Raw genomic sequence first — 21,019 nt, forward strand, 5'->3', positions numbered from 1 at the left:
GTCTCGATCGCCGCCAGCCTGCGCGGCCACCCGCGGCCCACGGCCGCCGCGCCCTTCCCGCCCGCCCGTCCCGCCCTTCCGCACCGCCTCGGAGGAGGAGACGGCCGCGCTCGAGCCGCTGTGGCGCCGACCCGCGCGGGGCCGGGCCGGGCAGACCCACGACGCCGCCGTCCCGTCCGGCCGCGGCGCCGAGGGCGGGTCCCGGCCGGGGCCCGGGACGACCACGACCGACAGCACGAGGGAGAAGCCCGATGAACGTTTCCGCCACCGGAGCCCGGCACCCGGTCGCCGCGGTGATCACCGACGGCCCCGAGGCCGCGGCGGTGGCCCGACGAGCCGCCCGGATCGCCGCCGAGGCGGGCCGGCCGCTGCTGCTGCTGGTGCCGATGCTCCGGTCGGCGTTCACCGACGACGCCGTCATCGGCCGCCACGTGCACGAGGAGGCGCTGCAGGACGCGCGAGCCGTCGCCGCCCGCGCCCTGCCGGCCCTGGAGGCCTCCGGCGTGCCGTTCCGGGTGCAGGTGGTCTGGCACCGCAGCTGCGGCCTCAGCGGCCCCCGGCAGGCCCGCGCCATCGCCCTGGCCCACGCGGCGCACCGGGCCGGGGCCCCGGTGGTTGTCACCCCGGTCCAGCTGCCCGTGCCCACGGTCGAGCACGGACCCGGCGTGGTCCTCGTGGCCTTCGGGACGGCCGCCCCGCTCGCGGTGCACCGCCCGGCGCGCTCCCGCCGGCTGGACCAGCTGTGACCCGCCCGCTGCACGGGAGGAGCTCGCCGTGACCCGTTCGGCCGCCCCCGGCGCCCCGGCTCCCGATCCGCCGGACCTCGACGCACCGGACCTCGACGCGCCGGCTCCCGTCCCGCCGCGCGACGACGGCCCGCGCGACGGGCGGACCCGGAGACCCGCGCCCGCCGGTGCGGTCGTCCGACCGCCCTGGACCTTCCTGACCAACCACGGCCACGTGCTGCTGGCCGTGGCTCAGTCGCAGGACGCCCGGGTCAGCGAGATCGCCGCCCGGGTGGGCATCACCACGCGCGCCACGCTGGCGATCCTCAAGGACCTCGAGTCCGCCGGCTACCTCCGCCGCCACCGCACCGGGCGCCGCAGCCACTACACGGTCGACGGTCACCGGCCCTTCCGGCACCCGGCCATCGCCGCCCACGAGATCGGGGAGCTGCTGGACGTCCTCGCCCCGGCGCCGGCCGGGGCCCAGGACGTCTCCTGACGGGTGGCCGCGGCCGGTGGCGTTATCCCGTCGGAGTGCCGTGATGGGATGAGACCCATGCGGCACTCCGAGGACAGCACCCAGACGACCAGCACCGCCGCGGCGCCCGGGGCGGGGCCGGTGCGCTGGAACCTCGTGCCCCCGTCCGGCGCCGGCCCCGCCCGGCCGCCGTGGCAGCCGGCCCCCGAGCAGGAGGCCGTGGCCGGTCTGCCGGCCGGGTGCGGGCCCCGTCTCGTGCTCGGCGGGCCCGGAACCGGGCGCACCCGGGTGCTCGTGGAGCTGGCGGCACGCCGGATCCGGGCGGGCCTGGACCCGGACCGGCTGCTCGTGCTCACCCCCTCCCGGCTCTCCGCCGCCCGGGTGCGGGACGAGCTCACCGCTTCCGTGTCCGCGACCATGAGCACCCCGCCGGTGCGCGCCTGGCAGTCCTACGCCTTCGACCTGCTCCGGCGGGCGCAGAACGAGGGCCTGCTGCCCGGCGTGGCCCACAGCCCCAAGCTGCTGTCCGGCCCCGAGCAGGACGTCCTGATCGGCGAGCTCATGGCCGGGCACGCCGCGGGGGAGGGCGCCGCCGTCGTCTGGCCCGCGGACCTGCGGGAGGCGCTGGGCACACGGGGCTTCCGGCAGGAGGTGCGCGAGCTGTTCGACCGGATGTCCGAGTACGACCTCGCGCCCGGGGAGCTGCGCGACCTCGCCCGCCGGCTGGGCCGCCCGGACTGGTCCGCCGCCGCCGCCATGCGCGCCGAGTACCAGGCCGTGCGCCGGCTGCGGATGCCCGAGTCCTACGACCCCTCGGCCCTGGTGACCGAGGCCGCTCGGGTCCTCGAGCAGCAGCCGGATCTGCTGCGGGCCGAGCAGGAACGCCTCGACCTGGTGCTCGTGGACGACCTCCACGAGGCGACGCCCTCGATCCACCGGCTGCTCGCCGTGCTCTGCCGGGGCCGGGACGCCGTGCTGACCGCCTGCACGGACACCGTGGTGCAGGGCTTCCGCGGAGCCCGGCCCGATCTGCTCCGCACCCTCGACGACCGGCTCGCCGAGCCCGGCCGCCCGCTCGATCGGCACCTGCTGGGGGAGAGCCGCCGGATGCCGCCGGCGGTGGCGGAGGTCTGGCAGCGCGTGGCGGAGCGCATCCCCGCCGTGGCCGGCGCCCGGCACCCGCGGCGGCTGGAACCGTCGGACGACGTGGCGGGGGAGGGGGAGGTCGTCACCGTCGTGCTCTCCTCCCCGCTGCACGAGGCCCGCTGGATCGCCCACGAGATCCTCGAGCGCCACCTCGTGCAGGACGTCCCCCTGGCGGACATGGCCGTGGTCGTGCGCAGCGGCCGCCACCTGGAGAGCCTGGAGCGCCAGCTCTCGGCCCTGGGCGTGCCCGTCAGCACGTCCGCCGCCGAGACACCGGTGCGGGACGAGGCGGCGGTGCGCCCGCTGCTGGGCGCCCTGCGGATCGTGACCGAGGCGGACGCCGCGGCCGCCGAGCGGGACGGGGGCGGGCACTTCGCCGCCCTCACGGTGCAGGCGGCCGTGGAGCTGCTGTCCTCCCGGATCGGCAACGCCTCCCCGATGGACGTCCGGCGGCTGCGCCAGCGGCTCCGGGGCGAGGAGCTCGCCGCCGGCGGCGGCCGGACCAGCGACGACCTGCTCGTCGAGGCCCTCGTGGCCCCCGGCGCGCTGGACGCCGCGGGAGTGCGCTCCGGGCCCGCCCGCAGGATCGCCCGGATGCTCACGGCCGGCCGCCGCGCCCTGCGCGAGGAGGGCGCCACCGCGGAGACGGTCCTGTGGGCGCTGTGGGAGGCCGCCGGGGTGGCCGAGTCCTGGCGCCGCCGTGCCCTGGAGGGCGGACCCGCGGGCGAGCGGGCGGACCGCGACCTCGACGCCGTCGTCGGCCTGTTCGAGGCGGCCGAGCGCTACGTCGACCACCTGCCCGGCGCGAGCCCCGCGCAGTTCCTGGACTACATCGACAGCCAGGAGCTGCCCATGGACACCCTGGCCGCCCGCGCCCCGACCGACGAGACCGTCGAGATCATGACCCCGGCCACCTCGGCCGGCCGGCAGTGGCCGGTCGTCTTCGTCGCCGGGGTCCAGGAGGGCGTGTGGCCGAACACCCGCCTGCGCGGGCAGCTGCTGGCCGCGGACCTGCTCACGGACGCCCTGGACCTCGGCGTCGAGCAGGCCTCGCGGGTCACCCCGGTCACCCGGATGCGCGAGGTCCGCCACGACGAGCTGCGCTCCTTCTCCGCCGCGGTCTCCCGCAGCCGGGGCACGCTCGTGGTGACGGCGGCCTCCGACGAGGACCAGCAGCCCTCCGAGTTCCTGGACCTCGTCGACCCGCCGGGCACGGGCCCGGGGGACGGCGTCCGGGCCGTCGTGGACGCCCCCCGGCCCATGACCCTGCGCGCCCTGGTGGCGGAGCTGCGGCAGTGGGTGCAGCTGCACGACGAGGACCCCGTGCGCGCGGAGGCCGCCGCACGGCTGCTGCACCGCATCGCCTCGTCCCCGCGCCCGGTGCCCGGGGCGCACCCCGACACCTGGTGGGGCGCGGCGGAGCTCTCCAGCACGGCCCCGGTCTTCGACGACGGGGTCCCGGTGCCCGTCTCCCCGTCGCGGATCGAGACCATCCACCGGTCCCCGCTCGACTGGTTCGTCGCGGCCTCCCGCGCCGAGGCCGCCACCGACCTCAGCCGCAGCCTCGGCTCCCTCGTGCACGCCATCGCCGAGGAGCTGCCGGAGGCCTCCGGGTCCGAGCTCGTGGCCGAGCTCGAACGCCGCTGGCCCACGCTGGGGCTGCCGGAGACGTGGGAGTCCGCGGTGCAGCTAGAGCGCGCCCGGCAGATGCTGCGCAAGTTCGCCCAGTACGTGGTGGACGCCCGCAGCCGGCACGGCCGGCGGCTGGCCTCGGTGGAGGGCTCCTTCAGCGTGCTCGTCCAGGGACGGGCCCGGGACGCCCTGCTCCGCGGACGCGTGGACCGGCTGGAGCTCGACGAGCAGGGGCGCTACGTCGTCGTCGACCTGAAGACCGGCCGGAACCAGCCGGCCGGGGCGAAGATCGCCGAGCACCCCCAGCTGGCGGCCTACCAGGTGGCGCTGTCCGCGGGCGCGGGGACGGCCATGGTCGCGGGCGAGGACGAGGCCGTCCTGGAGCTGCCCGGCGGCACGGTCACGGAGCTCTCCGGCGGTGCCCTCCTGGTCCAGCTCGGGACCCGGGCGAAGTCCCCCTCCGTGCAGCAGCAGGACCCACTGGACCCGGCGGACACCTGGGCGCGGGACCTGATCACCCGCGCCGCGGAACTGGTGGCCGGGGAGCGCTTCGTCTCCCGCCACGACCAGGCGGAGGGCGCCTTCGGCGGGCACGGGTGCCGGCTGCCGCAGATCTGCCCCCTGTGCGCCGAGGGCCGGCAGGTGAGCGAGCCGTGAGGACCGCCCCCGGGTCCGCCGGACCCCACGCCGGGCGCCCCGGCGCCACCACCCCCGGAGCACAGGAGGACCCAGCCCCCATGACCGAGGCCCCCGCCACCCCCGCCGCGCGGACCGGGCACGACCCGGACCACCCCTACGGCGGCGTCGACCCCCGGTACAGCCCCGAGGAGCTCGCGGAGCTGCTCGGCGGCAACCGCCCCACGCAGCAGCAGTCCGCCGTGATCTCCGCCCCGCTCTCGCCCCGGCTCGTGGTCGCCGGCGCGGGCTCGGGCAAGACCGCCACCATGGTCGACCGGGTCGTGTGGCTCGTGGCCAACGGCATCGTGGCCCCCGACCAGGTCCTCGGCGTCACCTTCACCCGCAAGGCCGCCGGGGAGCTGGGAGAGCGGATGCGCTCCCGGCTCGCCCGCCTGCGCGCCGAGGGGCTCGTGGCGCCCGCCGGCGCCGAGGACGACGACGTCCCGGCCGCGCCCCAGGACCCGACCGTCAGCACCTACCACTCCTACGCCAACACCCTCGTGCGCAACTACGGGCTGCGGATCGGCATCGAGCCGGACACCACGCTGCTGGGCCAGGCCCGGACGTGGCAGATCGCCGCCCAGACCGTCGAGGCGTGGACCGGGGAGCTGCTCGAGGCCATGCCCGCGAAGTCCACCATGGTCCGCGCCGTCCTCGACCTCGCCTCGGCCTGCGCGGAGCACCTCGTGGACCCGGCGGCCGTGGAGCGCTTCGCGGCCGGGCTCCTGGGCGAGCTGGCCACCACCCCGCCGGGCCGGCGGAAGAAGACCCTCGGCGCGTCGCTGAAGAAGGTCGAGGAGAACCAGCGCACCGCGTGGGTGCTCGCCGAGCTCGTGGCCGACTTCGCCCGGCGCAAGGAGGAGGCCCAGGCCATGGACTTCGGGGACCTGCTCTCCGCGGCGGCCCGGCTGGCCGAGCAGGACCCCGCCGCCCGCCGGACCGAGCGGGAGCAGCACCGCGTGGTGCTCCTCGACGAGTTCCAGGACACCTCGCACGCCCAGCTGCGGCTCTTCGCGGCCCTGTTCGGGCAGGGCCACTCCGTGATGGCCGTGGGTGATCCCCAGCAGTCGATCTACGGCTTCCGCGGGGCCTCGGCCGGCCAGCTGTTCGGCTTCTACGACTCCTTCCCGGTCGCCCCCGGCCAGGACGGGGAGCCCAGCTTCCTCACGACGGCGTGGCGCAACGACGCCGGCATCCTCGACGTCGCCAACACCCTCGCCGCCCCCCTGCGGACCCTGCCGGCGTGGGCGCGGGGGGCGTCCTCCCTGACCGTCCCCGAGCTCACGCCCCGGCCCGGCGCCGGTCCCGGGCACGTGCGGCTCAGCCGGTACGCGACCGACGTCGAGGAGGCGGCCGCCCTCGCCGAGCAGATCGGCGCCCGCCGCGAGGAGCACCGCGGGGACCCGGAGGGCGAGATGCCCACCATGGCGGTGCTGTGCCGCAAGCGGGCCCAGATCGAGCCCGTGCGCCGGGAGCTCGCCGCCCGCGGCATTCCCTACGAGGTCGTGGGCCTCGGCGGGCTGCTCAGCACCCCGGAGGTCTCCGACGTCGTCGCGACGCTGCGGGTGCTGGACGACCCCGGCCGCTCGGACGCCCTGGTGCGCCTGCTCGCGGGGGCCCGGTGGCGGATCGGGGCCCGGGACCTCATGGTGCTGTCCGACTGGGCATCGCACCTGGAGCGGCGCCGGACCGAGGCCGCGCAGGCCGGGCGGCCGGAGGACCTCGAGAGCCCCGTGACCGCGGAGGAGGCGGAGGAGGAGGCCCTGGTCGAGCCGGACCTCTCCGACCACGCCTCGCTGGTCGAGGCGCTGGAGACCCTCCCTCGCCCGGGCTGGACCTCCGCGCACGGCCGGACCCTGTCCGAGGCCGCCCGGCACCGGCTCGGCAGGCTGCGGGCCGAGCTGGGGCACCTGCGCTCCTACCTCTCCGACGACCTGCCCAGCCTGCTGCACGAGATCGAGACGGTCCTCGGCCTCGACATCGAGGTCGCCGCGCACCCGCACCGCTCGTCCCACCAGGCGCGGCGCAACCTGGACGCCTTCCAGGAGGCGGCGCAGTCCTTCACCGCCTCCTCCGCGACCGGCGACGTGTCGGCGTTCCTCGCCTGGCTCGACGTCACGCTGGCGGAGGAGAACGGGCTCGAGCCGGGTCCCGACCGCACCCGGCACGACGCCGTGCAGCTGGTCACCGTGCACTCGTCCAAGGGCCTGGAGTGGGACCACGTCTACGTGCCCGGCCTCAACGCCAAGAACTTCCCGACCGACAACCCCGCGCGCTGGACCCTCGACACCGGCGCCCTCGCGTGGCCGCTGCGCGGGGACGCCCGGTTCCTGCCGCAGTGGTCCGTGGACACCACCGACCTCAAGGCCCTCGAGGAGTCCCACACGGAGTTCGTCGAGCTCGCGGCGCAGCACGCCGAGGACGAGGAGCGGCGCCTGGCGTACGTGGCGGTGACCCGTGCCCGGTCGGTGCTGGAGCTCTCCAGCACCGTCTTCCGGGGCACCGCCGCCAAGGGGCAGGAGCCCTCCCGGTTCGTGGCCGAGCTGGCGCCGCTGACCGAGGGGGCGGCACCGCCCGTCCGGCTCGGGCCGTGGGCCGAGGTGCCCGAGGGGGCGCGCAACCCGGCCGCCGCCACCGTGCTGAGCGCGCCGTGGCCCTACGACCCGCTGGAGGGCCCGGAGATCACCGAGACGGTCACGGGGGAGGACGGCACGGAGACCGTGCGGGTGAGCCCGCCGGCCCACCTCGGGCGCCGGTCCCGCCTGGAGCGGGCCGCCCGGGCGGTCCGGGAGCGCGGCTTCGAGGACACCGCGGACCTCGACGTCGAGGACCTGCTCGGCGCCGGGGAGCGCGACGGACGCTCACCGGACCCGCGGCGCTGGTCCGAGGAGGCCCGGATCCTGCTGGCCCGGCACGAGGACGCACGGGCCGAGCGGTCCGTGCCCATGCCGTCCCACGTCTCCGCGTCGACGCTCGTCGCGCTGGCCCGCGACCCGCTCGAGGTCGTCTCGGGTCTGCGGCGCCCCATGCCCCGGCGGCCCGGCACCGCCGCCCGGCGCGGCACCACCTTCCACGCGTGGATCGAGCAGTACTACGGCAGCTCCGCGATCTTCGACCTCGGCGAGCTGCCCGGCACGGCCGACGAGTACGTCGACGAGGCCTACGACCTTCCCGAGCTCGCGGCGACGTTCCGCTCGAGCCCCTGGGCGGACCGGCAGCCGCACGCCGTGGAGTTCCCGCTCGAGACCCCGATCGCCGGGATCACGGTGCGCGGGCGCGTGGACGCGGTGTTCCGCAACGGCGACGGCACGTGGGAGCTCGTCGACTGGAAGACCGGGCGGGCACCGGCCGGACGGGAGCTGCGGGAGCGGTCGGCGCAGCTGGCCGTCTACCGGCTCGCGTGGTCCCGCCTGCGGGGCATCCCGCTCGAGGAGGTGACCGCGGCGTTCTACTACGTGGCCGAGGACCGGGTGGTCCGCCCGCACGACCTCTCCGGGGCCGAGGAGCTGGAGGCGGTGATCCGCGAGGCCTACGACGTGGTGCTGCGGTCCTGACCGGGCCCGTCCGCCGGCGGCGCACCCGCGGTCCGTCCGGGCCCCGCTGCCGGGCGCGGGACGCCGCCGTCAGCCGCGTCTCGTGCCCTGTCCCCGACGCTGTCCCCGGTGTCCCGGTCCCCGGCGCTGTCCCCGGACTCCCCGTCCGGGGCCGCCGCCTCCCCGGCGGCCGGCGCCCCGGTCGCCTGCGCCTCCGCGGCGGAGCGCCGGGCGACGTCCTGGGCGAGCGTGTCGAGCATCTGCTCCGCGTCCGCCACGAGACCGTCCATCCCGCGGTCCACCGCGCGCACCAGCCACTGCGCGAGGGCGAGCTCCGCGTCCAGCCGGGCACGGTCCAGCAGGTGCGGGTCCGGCTCCCGGTCCGGGGCCTGGAACGACGTGCGGCGGCAGGCCGCGGCGTAGGCCCCCAGCACGCCCTCGGCGAGGCGGGCGTCCCGCGCCGCGAGCAGCCACGCGAAGTCCCCCGCGGGATCGCCCACGTGCAGGTCCGTCCAGCCGGTGACCCCGCGCACCCGGCCGCGGGAGATCAGCAGGTCGTCCTCCTGCAGGTCGCCGTGGACCACCCGGGGCGGGAACTGCCACACGGCCCGGTCCTCGAGGACCTGCTCCCACCGGTGCAGCAGCGCCGCGGGCACCCGGCCCGTGGCGGCGGCCCGGCGCAGCTCGACCACGCGCCGCTGCCGGCACTGCTCGGCCGTGTAGCTCGGCAGGTCCGCGTCCAGCACCAGCGCCGGCGGCAGGGCGTGGATCGCGGCCAGCAGGCGCCCGAGCTGCACGCTCAGGGTGGGGGGCGGCTCGGCGCTGGGGACGTGCCGGTGGTGCTCCGGGTCCGGGGCGGAGGCCATGCGGGCGAGCTCGTCGATGTCCAGCGGCGCGCCCTCGATGTGCGAGTGCACGAAGGCGTGCAGGTGCCCGTCCTCGACCGAGCCCGCCGCGGTGGGCACGAGGAAGGGCAGCCGGGAGCGGATCGCGGGGGTGAAGCAGCGCAGCACCAGGTGCTCCGTCTCCAGGCGCACGCTCGCCTCGGGGCTCAGCGGCGAGCGCACCCGCCACCGGCGGCCCGCGGCGTCGAGGACCACGGCGGAACGGAAGTCGGCGTCGTCGTCCGGGGAGGGGCCCACGGCCACGGGCGCGAGTCCGGGGACGCCTGCGGCGGCGACGGCGGCCAGGTGCTCGAGGGAGGTGCTCACGGCGTTCACCCTACAAGAGGCCCGGTCGGGGGCGACCACCGCCGTCCCCGCCCACCGGCCGGCCCGCTTCGGGGTCCGCCGGGATCGCTACAGTGGGAGGCGTGTCCGCCTCCACCGTTCCCCTGCCCGAGTCCGGCCCCGGCGCGTCCTCCGCGCCGGCCCCCGGGCGCCTCTCCGCGGCCCGGCTGCCGTTCGCCGCGACCGCCTTCGACCGCGACGCCGTCGACCGCGAGCTCGAGGACGTCCGCGTGCTCGCGCCCAGGACCCCTCCTCGCTCGTGCTCGTGCTCGCGGGCGGGCTCGCCCCCGTGGCCGGCGACGCCCTGGTCCTCGTGCCGGTCGGCGACGTGCCGCGCGTCGACCACGACCCGCGCCGCCCGGAGGTCTACCTGGGCCGGCTGCCCGGCGCCGAGGGCGAGCGGGGCCCTCGCGTGCTGCTGCGGGCCGTCCCGGCGGCGGAGCCGGCGGACGGGGACGCGGCGGCCGAGCCGTTCGCGGTGCCCGAGCCCGTCGTGGCGGCGGTGACGGCCTCCGCCGCGGCGCGCGGGGTGGAGGGGCTGCGCTGGGCCGGGCTGCGGGAGCTGGGCCCGGTGCTCCCCGCCGCGGACACCGCGCTGCTGGTCACCGCCCAGTCCGTGGGGCTGTGGCACCGGGACCACCCCCGGTGCCCGCAGTGCGGGGAGCCCACCGAGGTGATCCGCTCCGGCTGGGCGCGGCAGTGCCCCGACGACCGTTCCCTGCACTTCCCGCGCACCGACCCCGCGATCATCGTGGCCGTCAGCGACGGCCACCCCGACCCCGTCCGGGAACGGCTGCTGCTGGGCCGCTCGGCGCTGTGGAAGGGCAACCGGTTCTCGACGCTGGCCGGGTTCGTGGAGCCGGGGGAGTCCCTCGAGCAGGCCGTGGTCCGGGAGGTGGCCGAGGAGGCGGGGCTGGTCGTGGGGGACGTCGACTACCTCGGCTCCCAGCCCTGGCCGTTCCCGCGCTCCCTGATGCTCGGCTGCCGGGCCGTGGTGCGCTCCGGCGCGGCCGTCCCGGACGGCCAGGAGATCCTGGAGCTGCGCTGGTTCACCCGGGCGGAGCTGCGGGAGGCCGCGCGCACCGGGTCCGTGACGCTGCCCGGGCGGGTCTCGATCGCCCACGCCCTCATCGAGCACTGGCTCGGCGAGGACCTGCCGGAGACCGCGTGGTGAGCGGGGAGGACGCCGGAGAGCTCTCGGAGGCCGGGCTCGAGGAGCGGATCCTCGCCGGGCTGGACCCGGAGCAGCGGGAGGTGGCGACGACGCTGCGCGGCCCCGTGTGCGTCCTGGCGGGGGCCGGCACGGGCAAGACCCGGGCGATCACCCACCGGATCGCGTACGGCATCGCCACGGGCGTGTACACCCCGCAGAAGGTGCTGGCCCTGACGTTCACGGCGCGCGCCGCGAACGAGATGCGCAACCGTCTGCGCGGCCTGGGCGCCGGCGGGGTGCAAACGCGCACGTTCCACGCCGCCGCGCTGCGCCAGCTCCAGTACTTCTGGCCGCAGGCGGTGGGCGGGCCCCTGCCCGGGCTCGTGGAGCACAAGGCCCGGCTGATCACCGAGGCCGCGCAGAACATGCGCCTGTCCACGGACCGCGCGGCCGTGCGCGACCTCGCCGCGGAGATCGAGTGGGCCAAGGTCTCGATGCTCACCCCCGACACCTACCCGGCCCGCGCGGCCCGGCGGGACATGCCCCTGGGCTACGAGGTGCGCACCGTGCAGCGCCTCTACCAGACCTACGAGGAGCTCAAGACCGACCGGCACCTCATCGACTTCGAGGACGTCCTGCTCCTGACCGTCGCCGTGCTCGAGGAGGACGAGCGCGTGGCGGCGACCGTCCGCGAGCAGTACCGGCACTTCGTGGTCGACGAGTACCAGGACGTCTCCCCGCTCCAGCAGCGCCTGCTCGACGCCTGGCTCGGCGGGCGGGACGACATCTGCGTGGTGGGCGACGCCTCCCAGACGATCTACTCCTTCACGGGCGCGAGCTCCCGGCACCTGCTGGAGTTCCCGCGCCGGCACCCGGAGGCCCGGGTGGTCCGGCTCGTGCGGGACTACCGCTCCACCCCCCAGGTCGTGGAGACCGCCAACCGGCTGCTCGCCGCCCGCCGGCCGGGCCCGGGCTCGACCCCCGGCTCCTGGGCGACCCCGCTGCACCTCGTGGCCCAGCGCCCGGACGGCCCCCGCCCGTCCTGGAACGAGTACCCGGACGACGAGGCCGAGGCCGCCGGGACGGCCGCGCGCATCCGGGACCTGATCGACGACGGCGTGCCCGCCTCCGGGATCGCCGTGCTGTTCCGCACGAACGGGCAGTCCCAGGCGTTCGAGACGGCCCTGGCCGAGGCGGGCATCGGGTTCCAGCTGCGCGGCACGGAGCGCTTCTTCAACCGCCCGGAGGTCAAGCAGGCCGTGGTGCAGCTGCGCACGGCCGCGCGGGCCGCCGAGGCCTCGGACGAGCCCACCCGCCTGGTGCGGGACATCCTCTCCTCGCTGGGCTACTCCGACCGGGCGCCGCGCTCCACCGGGGCGGTGCGGGAGCGGTGGGAGTCCCTGGCCGCCCTCGTCTCCCTCGCCGACCGGATGGCCGAGGAGGCCGCGGCCCGCGGGGAGCAGCTCCTGCTGCCGGACCTCGCGGCCGAGCTGGAGCGCCGCACGGCCCAGCAGGACGCCCCCGTGATGAACGGGGTGACCCTGGCGTCCCTGCACTCGGCCAAGGGCCTGGAGTGGGACGCCGTGTTCCTGGCCGGGCTCAGCGAGGGGCTCGTGCCCATCGGCTTCGCCGAGACCGCCGACGAGATCGACGAGGAGCGCCGCCTGCTCTACGTGGGGATCACCCGGGCCCGCGAGCACCTGGTGCTGTCCTGGACGCTGTCCCGCACCCCGGGCGGGCGGCCCACGCGCAAGCCCTCACGGTTCCTGGACGGACTTCGGGAGACCCCGCCGCCCCGGGCCCGCGGCCCGCGCGGCCGGGGGGCCCGGGCTCACGCCTGACCGAGTCCGCACAGGCAGAGGCCGCGGTCGAGCTCCAGCGGCGTCCCGTCGCCGGGCCACGGCGGGGCGAGGAGCCGGGCGCGCGGCCAGCCGCCGTCCGGCCCCTCCGGGGCGCCCCGCTGCACCGCGGGGACGGCCTCGCCCTCCAGGGCGTCGTCCCACAGCGCGTCCAGGGCCACGGCGAGCACCTCGACGGCCAGACCGCCGGCCACGGCCGCCGCGTGGGCCGGCCGCGCCCACGCGGTGAGCACGGCACCGGGGTCACCGGGCACCGGACCGGGCGCCCGGGCACCGAGGGTGGCCCGCAGGCAGTCCGGGCACGGCCGGTGCGCCCAGGGCACCGTGGGCCAGCGCAGCAGCGCGCCGTCGGCGTGGTGCAACGACACCAGGGGGTGGCGCGGGTCCAGGGCCGGTTCCGCCCACACCGCGCCCCCGCCCGGCCGGGGGTGCCCGGTGCTGCGCACCACCACGGTGCCCGGCAGCAGCGCCCCGGGGAACAGCTCCGGCGCGCTGACCGGGACGCAGCGGGGATCCAGCGCGCGCAGCCGCCGGCGCAGGGCTTCGTCCCGGGGGCGGCCGAGATCGGCCGGACGGTACACGCCGGTGCCCAGGTCGGGGGCGGCCACGGGCGAGCCGTCGTTGACGTTGAGCCCCAGCACCCCGCAGCGCAGCAGGAGCACGGCCAGGGCGGCCGCGAGGTCGTCCAGGCCCAGCAGCAGGACGTGCACCTCCTCGGGGCGCGGCGGCTCGGGCCGGAGCGGGCCCGGCTGCGGCGCGGGGCGGGGACCGGGGACGGAGGGCAACGGCACGGGAGCACCTTCCGGACGGCGGGCGGGATGCCGTCACTGTGGCCCGGGCCGGACCCGCCGCGCGCGCGAGCGCGGCCCGTCCACTGTGCACGTCGGGGGCCGTCCACACGCGCGGACCACCGGTTCGCGGCCGGCGGCGCGGGCGTGTTCAATGAGCCCATGCCCGTACCGTCGCAGCCCGAGGTCGTCGTGCGCCGCTCCGCCCGCCGGCGCAAGACCGTGTCCGCGCACTGGAGCGAGGACACGGTGGTGCTCTCCGTCCCGCAGTCCGCGACCCGGCGGGAGATCGAGCACTGGACCCGGGAGCTCGTCCCCCGGGTCGTGGAGCGCCGCCGCCGGGAGGCGGCCAGGGGCGCCGACCGCCGGTCCGACGACCGGCTCCTGGAACGCGCCCGGGAGCTGTCCCGGCGCCACCTCGAGGGCCGGGCCCGGCCCTCGGACGTGCGCTGGTCGGCGCGGCAGAACACGCGGTGGGGCTCGGCGACGCCGGCCACCGGGGTGATCCGGATCTCGGCGCAGCTCCAGGAGGCCCCGGAGTGGGTCCTCGATTTCGTGCTGGTGCACGAGCTGGCGCACCTCCTCGAGGCCGACCACAGCCCCCGCTTCCGGGAGCTGGAGGCCCGGTACCCGCTGGCCGGGAAGGCCCAGGCGTTCCTCGACGGGGTCGCCTGGGCCCAGCGGGCCGGGCGGGCCGCGGAGGATCAGCGGGGCGCGTCCCCGCCCTGAGGCCCCTCGCCCTGGGGTCCCTCGTCCTCCGGCCGCTGCGGGCCGGCGCCGCCGTCCGCGCCGGGACCCTCGTAGCCGCCCGAGAGCAGCCGCTGCAGCGCGGCGTCGACCTCGTCCTCGGAGGCGGTGAGCAGTCCGCGGCGCTCGGAGAAGCCTCGGGGTCGTCCAGGTCCTGGTCGGTGGGCAGCAGCTCCGGGCCCTCCCACAGCCCGTCGCGGTCCTGGATCCCGCGGCGCTCGCCGACGTACTGCCAGAACTCCGCCGCCTCGCGCAGCCGGCGCGGGCGCAGCTCGAGTCCGACCAGGGCCCCGAAGGCGTGCTCGGCCGGGCCCCCGGAGGCACGGCGGCGCCGCACGGTCTCCGAGAGGGCCCCCGCGGAGGGCAGGTTGGCCGTCGAGTCCACGGTGACCACGTGCACCCAGCCCTCCACGAGCGCCAGCACCGTCTCCAGCCGCTTGAGCGTGGCCTCCTGGTCCGGGGTCTGCTGCGGGGCGAAGATCCCCGAGGAGAGGGCGTCCTGCATGCTGGAGGGGTCCATGGGGTCGATGTCCCGCGCCGCCTCCTCGATCCGGGACATGTCGATGTGGATGCCCGCGGAGAAGCGCTTGATGAGCTCCAGGATGTGCTCCCGCAGCCAGGGGTGCGCCGAGAACAGCCGGACGTGGGCGGCCTCGCGCACGGCGATGTAGAGCATGATCTCCTGCGCCGGGATGTCCAGGCCCTCGCCGAACTCCTTGATGCTGGCGGGCAGCAGCCCGGACCGGCCCTCCGCCAGCGGCAGCCCGATGTCGGTGGAGCAGAGCACCTCGCGGGAGAGCCCGCCGATGGCCTGCCCCAGCTGCATGCCGAACAGCATCCCGCCGGCACCGGCCAGCATCCCTGAGGCCCCGCCCATCATGCTCGACAGCTCCGCGGGCAGCTGCTGGGTGAGGGCGTCGGTGAGCGCCTGGGTCACCGACTCGGCGACGGGCCCGGTCATGTCCTTCCACGTCTCCTGCGTGGCCTCGATCCACTCCGCGCGCGACCACGCCTGCGGGCGGATCGACGTCTGCCCGAACTCGGTGTGGTCCACCAGCCACAGCTCGGCCAGCCGCATGGCGTCCTCCACCGCCCCTCGCTGGGCGGGCGTGACGGAGGGGTCGCCGTCCGCCGCGGCGATCCGGCGGGCCTGGTCGTGGGCGAGCTTCCAGTTCACCGGGCCCTCGCCGGCGCCGGCGCCCATCATGGACTGGATCTGCTGGAACATCATGGACATCGCCTGCGGGTCCATCGGGATCCCGGCGCGGCCCAGGTCCTCGGGGCTCATCCCGCCCTGGCCCATGAGGCGCTCGAGCATCTCCTGGAAGGGGTCCTTGCGGTGGTCGCCGGAGTCGTCCCCGGGGGTGTCCCCGGAGCGGTCGTTGGGGGGCTGCGGAGTCATGGGTCCACCGTTTCGTCGTATCGGTCACGGGATCGGGGCGCGCGGGCGCTCCCGACGTCTCTGCGTCCAGCCTAGCGATCCGCGGTCCGGGCCGACCATGGGCCAACTCCCAGTTCGCTGGAAGCTCACGGGGGGCTCGGCCGCGATAAACTGGACCGTCCGGACCGGGAGGCGCCCGGCTCCACCCCACCGACGACCGCTGAGGACTGCCCGTGACCCTTTCCCCCCGCCCGCGCCGCGGCCTGCGCCGCCGGAGCCTCGAGTCGTGGGCGCTGCTGGGGTCTGCCGGGCTGCTGCTCGCCGGGACGGTGCTGCCCGCGCCGTTCGTGATCGAGTCGCCGGGGCCCACGTTCAACACGGTGGGGGAGCACGACGGCCGGCAGCTGCTGGGCGTGAGCGGCGCGCCGACCTATCCGAGCGACTCCGTCCTGGACCTCACCACGGTCTACGTGACCGGGGGCCCCGCCAAGAACGTCAACGTCCTCACGGTCCTGGGATCCTGGCTGGACCCCTCCGCCTCCGTGGTGCCGGCCGACAGCCTCTATCCGCGGGAGGTCTCCGGCCAGGACGTGGACGACGCCGGGATGCTGGCGATGACGTCCTCGCAGGAGCACGCCGTCGCGGCGGCCCTGGACCACCTGGGCATCGGCTTCGACACGGAGCTTTCGGTGCACGGCACCGTGCCCGGCGGCCCGGCCGACGGGCTCCTGGAGAGCGGCGACGTGCTGCGCCGCGTCGACGGCTCGACCGTCTCGTCCCTGGCCGGCCTCAAGGGCGCGCTCGACGCTGCGGGGGAGCGGGGCGTGCGCCTGGAGGTCGAGCGCTCCGGCGAGCCGCGCGAGGTCGCGGTGGACACCGTGCGGGACGAGGCGACCGGCGCCTGGCAGCTCGGCGTGTTCCTGGTGCCCGACTTCGACTTCCCCGTGGACGTGGACTTCGAGCTCGACGAGGTCGGCGGCCCCAGCGCGGGCATGATGTTCGCCCTCGGGATCGTGGACGAGATGACCCCCGGCTCGATCGCCGGCGACCGCCACCTGGCGGGCACCGGCACCATCACCCCGGAGGGGGACGTCGGGCCCATCGGCGGGATCCGGCAGAAGCTCGAGGGGGCGCAGCAGGCCGGGGCCGAGGTGTTCCTGGTCCCCGAGGGCAACTGCGCCGAGGCCCGGGGGCACGTGCCCGCAGGCCTGACGGCGGTGTCCGTGCGCACCCTCGACGACGCCGTGGCCGCCGCGGAGGCCGTCGGCGAGGGCGGGGACCTCTCGGCGCTGCCCGGGTGCACCGACACATGAGGGCCGCCGCGTGCACGATTGCACCCCCGAGAACGGCCCGGGCAGAATGGTCGGGGCCCCCCGTCGATCCGTCGGCGGACCCGATCCCGCCCGGGGCAGTGCAGCACCCACGACCTGACGCACCACATCTGACGATCGACGCGAAATGCAGAGGTAACCAGTGACCGCCGGACCCACAGCCCCCCGACCACCGAGGCAGCAGCCAGCAGGACAGCGGCGGAAACGGGGTGCGCTGTGGCCGACCGTCGTCATCGTGCTCGTCCTCGTGGCCGCCTTCGTGGGGCTGACCCAGCTCTACACCGACGTCCTGTGGTACGACCACCTGGGCTACCTGAGCGTGTTCTTCACCGAGAACGCCACGAAGATCGCGATCTTCGTGGTCTCCGCGGTGCTCGTGGCCGCGCTGATGTTCGCGAGCCTGTTCCTCGCCTACCGCAGCCGGCCCATCACGGCCGAGTCGATCGTCGACGACAACCTGCGCCGCTACCAGGAGGCCCTCGAACCGGTCCGCAAGATCGTCATGATCGTCGTGCCGGTGCTGTTCGGGCTCTTCGCGGCGAGCACGGCGATGACCCAGTGGGACACGGTCCTGCTGTTCCTCAACCAGGAGCCGTTCGGCCAGGAGGACCCGCAGTTCGGCCTGGACCTGGGCTTCTACGTCTTCACCCTCCCGTTCCTGCGCTTCCTCATCGGCTTCCTGGTCTCGGCCGTCCTGCTGGCCGGCGTCGCCGGGATCCTGATGCACTACGTCTACGGCGGCATCCGGATCACCGAGCGGGGCCTGTCCACCACCCGGGCCTCCCGGGTGCACCTGGGCGTGCTGGCCGCGCTGTTCCTGCTGCTGCAGGCGGCGAACTTCTGGCTGGACCGCTACTCCACCCTGCAGTCGAGCTCCGGGGAGTGGACCGGCGCGCTGTACACCGACGTCAACGCGGTGATCCCCACCAAGGCGATCCTCGCCGCGGCGGCGCTGATCGTCGCGGTCCTGTTCGTCGTGGCGTCCGTCATCGGCCGCTGGCGGCTGCCGGTGATCGGCACGGCCATGCTGCTCGTGGTCGCGGTCGTGGCCGGCGGGATCTACCCGTGGATCGTCCAGCGCTTCCAGGTCCTCCCGACCGAACAGGCCCTGGAGAGCCAGTACATCGAGCGCAACATCCAGCTCACCCGCTCGGCGTACGGGCTCGACGCGGCCGAGGTGATGCCCTACGACGCCACCACCCAGACCGAGCAGGGCGCGCTGCGCCAGGACACCGAGACGACGTCGAACATCCGCCTGCTGGACCCCAACGTGGTCTCCTCCGCGTTCTCCCAGCTGCAGCAGTTCCGCCCGTACTACCAGTTCCCCGACACCCTCAACGTGGACCGGTACGAGATCGACGGCGAGGTCCAGGACACGGTCATCGCCACGCGCGAGCTGAACCCGGACCAGAACCAGGGCTGGTACAACCAGCACGTGGTCTACACCCACGGCTACGGCGTGGTCGCGGCCTACGGCAGCCGGGTCGAGGCGGACGGCAAGCCGCAGTTCATGCAGGCCGGCATCCCCTCCCGGGGCGTCATCTCCGACGACTACGAGCCGCGCATCTACTTCGGCGAGAACTCCCCGATGTACTCGATCGTCGGCGGCGGGGAGGGCGACGAGCCGCTCGAGCTCGACCGCCCGCAGACGGCCGGGGACGAGGCCGGGGACGCCAAGACCACGTTCGCCGGCAACGGCGGGCCCAGCATTGGCAACTTCTTCAACCGCCTGGCCTACGGCATCAAGTTCCAGTCCTCGGACCTGCTCCTGTCGGACGCCGTGCGCCCGGAGTCCCAGATCCTGTACGACCGGGACCCGCGCGAGCGGATCGAGAAGGTCGCCCCCTACCTGACGGTCGACGGCGCGCCGTACCCGGCGATCATCGACGGCCAGGTGCAGTGGATCGTCGACGCCTACACCACCTCCGACGCCTACCCGTACTCCACGCCGTCGGTGCTGGACGAGGCCACGCAGGACGCCCAGACGGCCCAGGGCGCGGCCGCGACCCTGCCGCCGGAGCGGGTGAACTACATCCGCAACTCGGTCAAGGCCACGGTCAACGCCTACGACGGCTCGGTGTCCCTGTACGCCTGGGACGACCAGGACCCGGTGCTGAAGGCGTGGCAGAACGTCTTCCCGGACACGCTCAAGCCCTACTCCGAGATGTCGGCGGAGCTGATGGCCCACGTGCGCTACCCGCAGGACATGTTCAAGGTCCAGCGCGAGCTGCTCAACCGCTACCACGTGACGGACCCGAACAGCTTCTACCAGAACGACGACGTCTGGTCCGTGCCCAACGACCCGACGCAGGACTCCGAGGTCGCGCTGCCCCCGTACTACCTGTCGATGCGGATGCCCGGTGAGGAGGAGGCCAACTTCTCCCTCACCACGTCCTTCATCCCGCAGCAGTCGGAGACGGGCAACACCCGCAACGTGATGTACGGGTACCTCTCGGCCAACTCCGACGCCGGCACCGGTGAGGACGGCGTGAAGAGCGAGGAGTACGGCACGCTGCGCCTGCTCGAGCTCCCGCGCTCCTCGGTGGTGCCCGGGCCCGGCCAGGCGCAGAACCTCTTCAACTCGGACACCGACGTCTCGACGGAGCTGAACCTGCTCCGCCAGGGCGCGTCCGAGGTGATCAACGGCAACCTGCTCACCCTGCCCGCCGGCGGCGGCATGCTCTACGTGCAGCCGGTCTACGTGCAGTCCTCGGGCGACGCCGCGTACCCCACGCTGCGGCGCGTGCTCGTCGGCTTCGGCGAGGAGGTGGGCTTCGCGCCCACCCTGGAGGAGGCGCTCGACGAGGTCTTCGGCGGCGACTCCGGCGCCCAGACCTCCGCCGGCGCCGGCGTGAACGACGCCGAGGCGCAGTCCCCGGACGGGGAGGCCCCGGCGGACGGCGAGGCCTCTGCGGGTGGCCTCGACGACGCCCTGCTGGAGGCCAACCGGGCGATCCAGGAGTCGGAGCAGGCGCTCGCGGACGGCGACTGGACCGCCTACGGGGAGGCCCAGCAGCGGCTGCAGGACGCCATCGAGCGGGCGCTCGAGGCGGACGGCGTCGTCGAGCCGGAGGCCGAGGGCGCGCTGGCCCCCGAGCAGCCCGCCGAGGAGCCCGCCGAGTAGCCGGTTTGCGGCTCCACCTCGCGGCACGTATAGTCGTACCTGTCGCCGCGGGGTGGAGCAGTTCGGTAGCTCGCTGGGCTCATAACCCAGAGGTCGCAAGTTCAAATCTTGCCCCCGCAACCACGGAAGGCCCCCGGACCGTCACGGTCCGGGGGCCTTCGCCGTGTCCGCCGTGGTCGTCGTCATCCCGGCACCCGGCGGGGCGGCGCAGCGCACGGCCCCCGGGTACGGCGGAGGCCCCACGGCGCACGGCCGTGGGGCCTCCGGCGTGCGGGGCAGCCGCCCGTCAGACCTCTTCGGAGGAGACGATCCGCTCGGCGTTGCGGGACTTCAGCGCCGCCAGCCGGGCCTCGATCTCGCTCTGCTGGCCCAGGGCCTCCAGGGACTCGAACTGCGCGTCGAGGGAGGAGGAGGCGAGCTCCTGCTGGCCGAGCAGGCGGGCCTCCTCGCGGCGGATCTTGTCCTCGAAGCGGGAGACCTCGCTGGTCGGGTCGAGCACGTCGAAGGCCTTGATGGCGTCCTGGACCTGCGACTGCGCCTGGACGGACTTCTGCCGGGCGTTGAGCTCGTCGCGCTTGTTGGACAGCTCCTGGAGCTTCCCGCGCATCTTGTTGAGCCCGTCCTTGAGCTTGTCCACGACCTGGGTCTGGGACTGGATCTGCGGCTCGGTGCCCCGCGCCTCCGTCTCGTACTGGATCTGGCGCTGGAGGGCCACCTTGGCGAGGTTGTCGAACTTCTCGGCCTCGGAGCCCTTGCCCGAGGCGCGGAACTCCTCGGCCCGGTTGGAGGCGGCCAGGGCCTTGTTGCCCCACTCCTGGGCCTCGCGCACGTCCTCCGCGTGGTCCTGCTCGAGCAGGCGGAGGCTGCCGATGGTCTGGGCGACGGCGGCCTCGGCCTCCCGGATGTTCTCGGTGTAGTCGCGCACCATCTGGTCCAGCATGAGCTGCGGGTCCTCGGCGGCGTCGATCATGGCGTTGATGTTGGCCTTCGCGAGCTGGGCGATGCGGCCGAAGATGGACTGCTTGATCATCGTTCCTTGTCTCCTCTGGTGCTGCCGGGAGGGGTCTCCCGGATCGTCGGACGGTCGTGGTCGTGGTCGTGGTCGTCGTGGCGGTCGTGGTCCTGGCCGGGCGGGCCGCGGTCCGGTCGGGCGGCGGCGCTCAGAACCCGCCGCCGATGTCGCCGCTGAAGCCGCCCCGCAAGCCACGACCGAGC

The 21,019-nt window shown here is 75.5% G+C and carries 12 protein-coding genes, 1 tRNA gene and 1 pseudogene; 10 read left to right on the plus strand and 4 right to left on the minus strand.

Annotated features, from left to right (window positions below):
- The first annotated feature begins 251 nt into the window (after positions 1 to 251).
- The 4 genes from BJF77_RS20610 to BJF77_RS14255 all read left to right on the plus strand — a co-directional run bounded on the left by BJF77_RS20610 (position 252) and on the right by BJF77_RS14255 (position 8,213).
- Complete coding sequence (locus BJF77_RS20610; protein ID WP_075872571.1) at positions 252 to 746, plus strand: hypothetical protein; 495 nt, start codon at positions 252 to 254, stop codon at positions 744 to 746.
- A 28-nt stretch (positions 747 to 774) separates the two neighbouring features.
- Positions 775 to 1,224 (plus strand): helix-turn-helix transcriptional regulator, encoded by a 450-nt coding sequence (locus BJF77_RS22785; protein WP_369821420.1) that lies wholly within the window; start codon positions 775 to 777, stop codon positions 1,222 to 1,224.
- Between the two features lie 57 nt (positions 1,225 to 1,281).
- Entirely contained in the window at positions 1,282 to 4,638 is a 3,357-nt protein-coding gene (locus BJF77_RS14250) for an ATP-dependent DNA helicase (RefSeq protein WP_075872572.1), read from the plus strand.
- A gap of 80 nt (positions 4,639 to 4,718) precedes the next feature.
- Positions 4,719 to 8,213 (plus strand): ATP-dependent DNA helicase, encoded by a 3,495-nt coding sequence (locus tag BJF77_RS14255; protein ID WP_083665171.1) that lies wholly within the window; start codon positions 4,719 to 4,721, stop codon positions 8,211 to 8,213.
- Here BJF77_RS14255 and BJF77_RS14260 read toward each other — a convergent pair.
- On the minus strand, positions 8,189 to 9,403 hold the full coding sequence (locus BJF77_RS14260) for a phosphotransferase (RefSeq protein ID WP_255396273.1): 1,215 nt from the start codon (positions 9,401 to 9,403) through the stop codon (positions 8,189 to 8,191). The genes BJF77_RS14255 and BJF77_RS14260 overlap by 25 nt on opposite strands.
- 277 nt (positions 9,404 to 9,680) lie before the next feature.
- Between BJF77_RS14260 and nudC the strand changes: the two genes are divergently transcribed.
- Positions 9,681 to 10,595: an NAD(+) diphosphatase gene (gene nudC, locus BJF77_RS14265; RefSeq protein WP_255396274.1), complete on the plus strand. Its 915-nt coding sequence runs from the start codon at positions 9,681 to 9,683 to the stop codon at positions 10,593 to 10,595.
- The gene (locus BJF77_RS14270; RefSeq protein WP_139318592.1) at positions 10,592 to 12,415 is read left to right on the plus strand and encodes an ATP-dependent helicase; all 1,824 of its coding nucleotides are present in this window, start codon (positions 10,592 to 10,594) and stop codon (positions 12,413 to 12,415) included. The genes nudC and BJF77_RS14270 overlap by 4 nt, the downstream gene beginning before the upstream one ends.
- Here the strand turns inward: BJF77_RS14270 and BJF77_RS14275 are convergent.
- Positions 12,406 to 13,224, minus strand: a complete 819-nt coding sequence (locus tag BJF77_RS14275) for a hypothetical protein (protein ID WP_075872575.1) — start codon at positions 13,222 to 13,224, stop codon at positions 12,406 to 12,408. The genes BJF77_RS14270 and BJF77_RS14275 overlap by 10 nt on opposite strands.
- A 159-nt stretch (positions 13,225 to 13,383) precedes the next feature.
- Between BJF77_RS14275 and BJF77_RS14280 the strand changes: the two genes are divergently transcribed.
- A complete protein-coding gene (locus BJF77_RS14280) occupies positions 13,384 to 13,950 on the plus strand; it encodes a M48 family metallopeptidase (protein WP_047803458.1) in 567 nt (188 codons plus the stop codon).
- A 211-nt stretch (positions 13,951 to 14,161) separates the two neighbouring features.
- On the opposite strand, the pseudogene BJF77_RS14285 reads toward BJF77_RS14280, so the two are convergent.
- Positions 14,162 to 15,370 (minus strand): annotated as a pseudogene (locus BJF77_RS14285) (zinc-dependent metalloprotease); the annotation flags it as partial.
- Positions 15,371 to 15,582: 212 nt separating this feature from the next.
- On the opposite strand from BJF77_RS14285, the gene BJF77_RS14290 reads away from it, so the two are divergent.
- The 3 genes from BJF77_RS14290 (at position 15,583) to BJF77_RS14300 (ending at position 19,927) form a co-directional block, all read left to right on the plus strand.
- On the plus strand, positions 15,583 to 16,662 hold the full coding sequence (locus tag BJF77_RS14290) for a PDZ domain-containing protein (RefSeq protein ID WP_075872576.1): 1,080 nt from the start codon (positions 15,583 to 15,585) through the stop codon (positions 16,660 to 16,662).
- Between the two features lie 160 nt (positions 16,663 to 16,822).
- A complete protein-coding gene (locus tag BJF77_RS14295) occupies positions 16,823 to 19,804 on the plus strand; it encodes a UPF0182 family protein (protein ID WP_075872577.1) in 2,982 nt (993 codons plus the stop codon).
- Between the two features lie 46 nt (positions 19,805 to 19,850).
- A tRNA-Met gene (locus BJF77_RS14300) sits at positions 19,851 to 19,927 on the plus strand.
- 163 nt (positions 19,928 to 20,090) lie between these two features.
- On the opposite strand, the gene BJF77_RS14305 is transcribed toward BJF77_RS14300, so the two are convergent.
- The gene (locus tag BJF77_RS14305) at positions 20,091 to 20,834 is read right to left on the minus strand and encodes a PspA/IM30 family protein (protein WP_047803454.1); all 744 of its coding nucleotides are present in this window, start codon (positions 20,832 to 20,834) and stop codon (positions 20,091 to 20,093) included.
- Between the last annotated feature and the right edge of the window lie 185 nt (positions 20,835 to 21,019).

The sequence above is a fragment of the Kocuria sp. CNJ-770 genome, from assembly GCF_001942375.1.
Taxonomy (GTDB): domain Bacteria; phylum Actinomycetota; class Actinomycetes; order Actinomycetales; family Micrococcaceae; genus Kocuria; species Kocuria oceani.